Below are 5,414 nucleotides of genomic sequence, written 5' to 3'. Positions count from 1 at the left end.
TGATGCTTTAGCACTCTCCTATTCTGAGTGCTTTATTATTTTTAGAAAGGAGGATGTAATCAAACTTGAACAATAGACTTTTAACTTTAGATGATTTATATAACTTTTATAGCAAATATAAAAAGTCTGTGAAATTTAATGCTTATAAAAATGATGAACCTGTTGTAGTTCAAATTGGTGGTTCTTTAAAATTTGAAGAAGAAAAAGAATCATATATTGCAGGACTTACGCGGTGTCGTTTACAAGCTTGTCATACAGAAACAAATCTTAATAAATCTACTATCAGTTACGAAGTAATGGAACAAAAATTACTTCCGTCATTTAAGAATCGTCCAATTTTAGGTTTTATTCATACAGTAAACGGTGAACCATGTTTTTATGGTCATAATGCTCATGAAGAAAATGGCGACATTGTTTATGATGAAATTGCCGTTGGGAACATTCCAGAGACGAATAATGCTACTCTTGAATATGATGAGGAAAATGAACGTTACAATGTGATGATCGATGGATATTTATATGATGAGTATACAAAAGCCACAGAGATTGTAAATAGAGAAGGTGAATGCCCTTGCTCTGTAGAAATTTCTATTTTATCAATGACATGGAATGCCAAGGATAAAACATTGCATATTGAAGATGGATATTTTTCTGGTGTAACGATTCTTGGATATGACGAAAATGGAAAAAAGGTAAAACCTGGTATGGCAGGTTCTAACATTAAATTAAAAGATTTTTCACAGGCAAAAAATTCTGTTTTAAATGATCTGTCAGATATAGAAGAATCCAAATTATTAGAAATGTTAAATAAATTAAATGATACCTTATCTAATTTTAGCAGAGAACCAGAGAAAGGAGGACAACCAAAAACTGACATGACAAAATTTGAAGAGTTACTTAAAAAATATAATAAAACTGTCGAAGATGTAGATTTCGAATATGAAAATATGTCTGATGAAGAGTTAGAAAAAATGTTTTCTGAGAAATTTGAAAAAGAACCTGATGATCCAGACCAAGATCCTGAACCAAAATCTAATCCAGATGATAAAGGCGAACCAGATGAGCCTGAAAAGAACCCAAATGATGAGCCAAAAAAATATACGAAACAGTTTGAACTCTCCCATGAAGATATTCAATGTGCTTTATATGAGCTTCTAAAACCTTTAGAAGATACTTTAAATGAATGGTATTGGATTGTAAATGTATATGATGATTATTTTATTTACAGTGGTTATGGTTGTAAGTTCTATAAACAAAAATATACAAAGACAGGTGATGTAGTCGCTCTTGACGGAGAACGTTTGGAAGTATTTAGTGAGTTCTTAACCGAAGAAGAGCTTAATGAGCTTGATAATATGAGAAAGAATTATTCTTTAGTTACAGAGAAATTAGCCGCATATGAGGAAGCTGAAAGTATTGCAGATAAAATGACTGTATTTAATGACGAAGCTTATACAAGTTATCTTGAGACTGAGGAATTTAAGTCTCTGATGGAGAAGGAAACTGTAAAGAAATTCACTAAAGAAGAGCTTGCTGAAAAGGTAGATGCAGCATTAGGTAAATTAGTAAAAGAAAATAAAACATTCTCTATGAAATTTCAACAGAAAGAAGAAAAAAGACCATCTTTTCTAGCTTTTGCTAAACCTGATACAAATTCATCTTTCTTAGATGGATTACTTAAAAAATAAAATATTATTCTATTTTTGAGATCGCATAATGCGGTCTTTAATTTTTATAAGGAGGAAATTTTAATGATTTATACAAATCTAAAAGCTAAAGAGCGTAAGCTCATGGCATCTTTGAGTCCTCTCTACTTCTGGCTACAGACGTTGGAGATCTTTATGACGCTTTAGTTCGTGATGAACATGATAAGGAAATTGATGTAGATAATGGTGTGGCAATTGCAGTTGGTGATTATACAGGCAATGGTCTACAGGAAAGATATGCAAAGATTGCAGGTGTTAAAGATAAGATCGCTGTTACTGGCGCACCAGCTAATGTAAAAACTGCTCTTACTACAGAAGAGGCACAGAGCTATAACTACACCAATCCAGCAGGTAAACCTGTCAAGGCATATCAGATTCAGGAGCCATCTGTACACACTGATATCTTTGGCGTAGCAGCTTATCAATTCACTGACGATACTGCATCTAAAGTTAAGCAGAATGCTTTGGTTGTAGTTGATGGTAAGGGTATGTGGGAAGCACATGATGTTGACGAGCTTGAAACTCTAAAGGGAACTAATGGTTTTGTGGGTAAAATCCATAGTATTTCTGTTGGTACATATTACAACATTGTTCGTATTCAGTCCCTTCAGAATAAGACGATTGCGTAAGAAGGGAGGAATTAATAAACTATGAGAGATATTACGTGTTTTTCTGCTAATTTTTTAGCACAGTTTGAAAATGATTATAATAATGTACTTAAATTTAATGGTCTAATGATGGATGCAGCTCATTCTGTATATTCTCAGTATTCTAAAGAAGAGACGGATGTAATCATTAGAAACCAGTGTGATCGTATTCTGGGTATTAATTTTAAAGAAGCTACTCCAATGAAGCGTAGACAGGCTTGGAGAGATCATAATAAAGAGATGGCAACTCTGTTTGAGGATGTGCTTGTTGATAGAATGACATCTGGATGGAATGAGTCTAATGCTCGTTTTATGCAGTTTGTTCAGGAAGTAAACCTCGCAGATGGTGATGCTAATGAATTCTTTGTAAATGACAATTCTCTACTGACTGTATCTAAATTCTCTGGAGATCATCATAACGTGCTACGTCAAGCTGTTAAGCCTGGTAAGGCATTCTCTATTGATACATCTTTCTATACCATTAAGGTATACACGGATTTCGTTCTATTCCAGACAGGTAGAATTGATTTTGCTGATTTAGTAGCAAGAATGTATACAGCTATTGAACAGTATAGATATGCCGCTCTTAATACTGCATTTATGTCTATGGACGCTTCTCTTCCAACTGACATGGTTCTTGATACAGCAGTGTCTGAGGCTACAAAGAGTGCAATTATTGATCATATTGAAAAGGTAGTAGCTGCAACTGGTAAGAATGTAATGCTAGTTGGTGCTAGATCCGCCATTCAGAAACTTCAGAGCACAATTAATTATAACCTGTTCTCTGATGATATGAAGAATGAAAGATTCCAGAATGGTATTCTTGGTTCTTGGGAAGGTTATGAGTGTCTTGCTCTTAACCGTGTAAATATTCCGGGTACTAGAGACAGTGTATTCACAGCGGAAGATTTAAAGAAGATTTATATTCTTCCAATTGATCCAGAGTTCAAACCAATTAAGAGAGTAAACGAAGGTGATGTAGCTTACTATGAAACTGGCATGGATGGTCTAAAGAAAGATATGACCATTGATGCAGAAATCGTTTACAAAGAGGGTATTGGTGTTGTAATCGATGAACTGTTTGGTGAAATTAAAATTACTGCCTAACTAATGTAAATATTTAGAAGAGTAGTTTGTACTACTCTTCTATTTTTAAGGAGATAAATGGATAAATGAAGGTATTAGATTTAGCAAAAGAATTTGATGTAACAACCAAAGAATTAATTACTTTCTTCAAGGAAAATGGTTTTAAAGTATCTAGCCATATGCAGAAAGTAACTGATGAGATGTATGTTTTTGCAAAAAAGAATTTCGAACCATCTAATCAGATAAAAGAAGAAGATAAGACGGAAGAAACTGTAGATGTAAAGAAGGTTGTAGAAAAAACCATCTTATATAAAGCATTTGCTCCAGATGAAGAAATTCCATGTAAAAGTGTAACGCCGTGGAAATTAATTGCTCCGGGTGTTGATAAAAATACAATTTATTCTTGGAATAATTTTGGTGATATTGAGTATTTAAAGTTTCGTGACTTACAGGCTCTTAGAAAAACCGAATATGTTACTAAGCCTAAATTTTTAATTATGGATGAAAATCTTAGAGAACAGTGGAAACGTGAACTTGATGGAGTTTATAAATATTTTGAAAATATTGATTACCCAGAAGAATTTTTTGATATACCAGATGATGAGTTTATTAATCTTCTAAAAACTGCTCCATCATGGCTAAGTGAGATCATTAAATCCACCGCAATATCTATGATTAAAAATGAGAACTATCCGTCAATTGGTAAAATTAAAATTATTGATGATATGCTAGGAACATGCATCAAGGAATTTATTTAATCAAAGGAGGTAGATTATGCCCTCCCTAGAATATGAATCTATTTATAAAAGAGCGCTAACGATGATTAATGATTTGGACTTAGCGACTTATACACAGAATGATTTTTATGATGTTTTAAGAGAATGGTTACGTACTGCTGCTTCTCTTCCACTATTCAGAAAGAAATTTGAAAGTTTTTCTCTGAATGATTCTATTATGAAATTAACATTTACTCTTAATAATAGTGTAGATGATGATTATGATATAGAGTTTGTAAAAACAATTTTAGCAAAAGGGATTATTATTCATTACTTCCCATCTAAACTTGAGACTACAAAGAATCTTGATGCTATGATCGGTGGAAAACAAGAAAAGAAACTCATAGATAATTATTCTAAAAATATGGAAAGGCTCACTGAATTAAAACGTGAATGGGAACTCGAACTTACTCGTCATAGTTATTATTTTAGTGAGAGTGGTGGAACATCCAATGGATAATTTAGTTCCACATAAATATGGAGAATTTACTTCAAATCAACTTGAATACTATCAGGAAAAACTACGAAAGAAACTTTTCTGGTTAATCCTATATACTGATGAAGAGACAAAAGAAGACTTTAAGAGTGTTGATGTTGCAAAATATCATGAAGAACTCTTGTTTGAAATTTCCTCTTACAATTCTCTTCTACTTTATCCAGACAATTTTGCTGAAATTATTAACTCTTTAAAATCTGCTCTGGAGATTCTAAAATCAAATCATTTTAATTTCAGACGATATAAGAAACTTGTGTTTGATGCTGGAGCTGGATTAAAGCGTTTGAAAGTTGGTGATGTTTAGTGTCAGTTTATGAATTTTACCAACGTAAAATGCATATCAATACTAACTCTACTGGGAAGAGTTATCCTACTCTTGGAGAACAGTTAAAAGCTGATTCTGATAAATTGATGGAGCTTACATGGGACAACGACATTCAGAGCAAGAGGTGTTTTATTTACGATTATTTTCATGATGATTATGTAATTGATGAAAAAGGTAATCGTAAAATTCTCAAAGAAGATATGACCTATGAAAAAACAAATAAAACCCCAATTGATGCAAAATTTATTATTAAATCATATCAATCTATTGACAAAGAAGATATGACCTATGAAAAAACAAATAAAACCCCAATTGATGCAAAATTTATTATTAAATCATATCAATCTATTGATAAAGATCGTATAGATATTATCTTCA

At 32.4% G+C, this 5,414-nt stretch carries 7 protein-coding genes; all 7 read left to right on the top strand.

Features of this window, described 5'->3' with window-relative positions:
- The first annotated feature begins 65 nt into the window (after positions 1-65).
- A complete protein-coding gene (locus DWX91_RS15800) occupies positions 66-1,688 on the top strand; it encodes a hypothetical protein (protein ID WP_118539708.1) in 1,623 nt (540 codons plus the stop codon).
- A gap of 206 nt (positions 1,689-1,894) precedes the next feature.
- Entirely contained in the window at positions 1,895-2,335 is a 441-nt protein-coding gene (locus DWX91_RS15795; RefSeq protein WP_118539706.1) for a hypothetical protein, read from the top strand.
- A gap of 21 nt (positions 2,336-2,356) precedes the next feature.
- Positions 2,357-3,460: a hypothetical protein gene (locus DWX91_RS15790; protein WP_118539704.1), complete on the top strand. Its 1,104-nt coding sequence runs from the start codon at positions 2,357-2,359 to the stop codon at positions 3,458-3,460.
- A gap of 65 nt (positions 3,461-3,525) precedes the next feature.
- Positions 3,526-4,197, top strand: a complete 672-nt coding sequence (locus DWX91_RS15785; protein ID WP_243099084.1) for a translation initiation factor IF-2 N-terminal domain-containing protein — start codon at positions 3,526-3,528, stop codon at positions 4,195-4,197.
- Between the two features lie 16 nt (positions 4,198-4,213).
- The gene (locus DWX91_RS15780) at positions 4,214-4,675 is read left to right on the top strand and encodes a hypothetical protein (RefSeq protein WP_118539702.1); all 462 of its coding nucleotides are present in this window, start codon (positions 4,214-4,216) and stop codon (positions 4,673-4,675) included.
- Positions 4,668-5,015: a hypothetical protein gene (locus DWX91_RS15775; RefSeq protein ID WP_118539700.1), complete on the top strand. Its 348-nt coding sequence runs from the start codon at positions 4,668-4,670 to the stop codon at positions 5,013-5,015. Before DWX91_RS15780 ends, DWX91_RS15775 begins: the two co-directional genes overlap by 8 nt.
- Positions 5,015-5,414: hypothetical protein (locus DWX91_RS15770; protein WP_147354431.1), on the top strand; the 400-nt coding region annotated here is incomplete at its 3' end. The genes DWX91_RS15775 and DWX91_RS15770, both read left to right, overlap by 1 nt.

The organism is Clostridium sp. AF22-10 (genome assembly GCF_003478725.1).
GTDB classification, from domain to species: Bacteria; Bacillota; Clostridia; order Lachnospirales; family Lachnospiraceae; genus Otoolea; species Otoolea fessa.
The sequence above is the reverse complement of the archived record's forward strand: the minus strand, read 5'-3'. Positions and strand labels throughout refer to the sequence as shown.

Excerpts from the sequence above, each read along its gene's own strand:
- DWX91_RS15790 (WP_118539704.1), top strand. The coding sequence starts at position 2,357 with ATGAGAGATATTACGTGTTTTTCTGCTAATTTTTTAGCACAGTTTGAA.
- DWX91_RS15785 (WP_243099084.1), top strand. The coding sequence starts at position 3,526 with ATGAAGGTATTAGATTTAGCAAAAGAATTTGATGTAACAACCAAAGAA.
- DWX91_RS15780 (WP_118539702.1), top strand. The coding sequence starts at position 4,214 with ATGCCCTCCCTAGAATATGAATCTATTTATAAAAGAGCGCTAACGATG.
- DWX91_RS15775 (WP_118539700.1), top strand. The coding sequence starts at position 4,668 with ATGGATAATTTAGTTCCACATAAATATGGAGAATTTACTTCAAATCAA.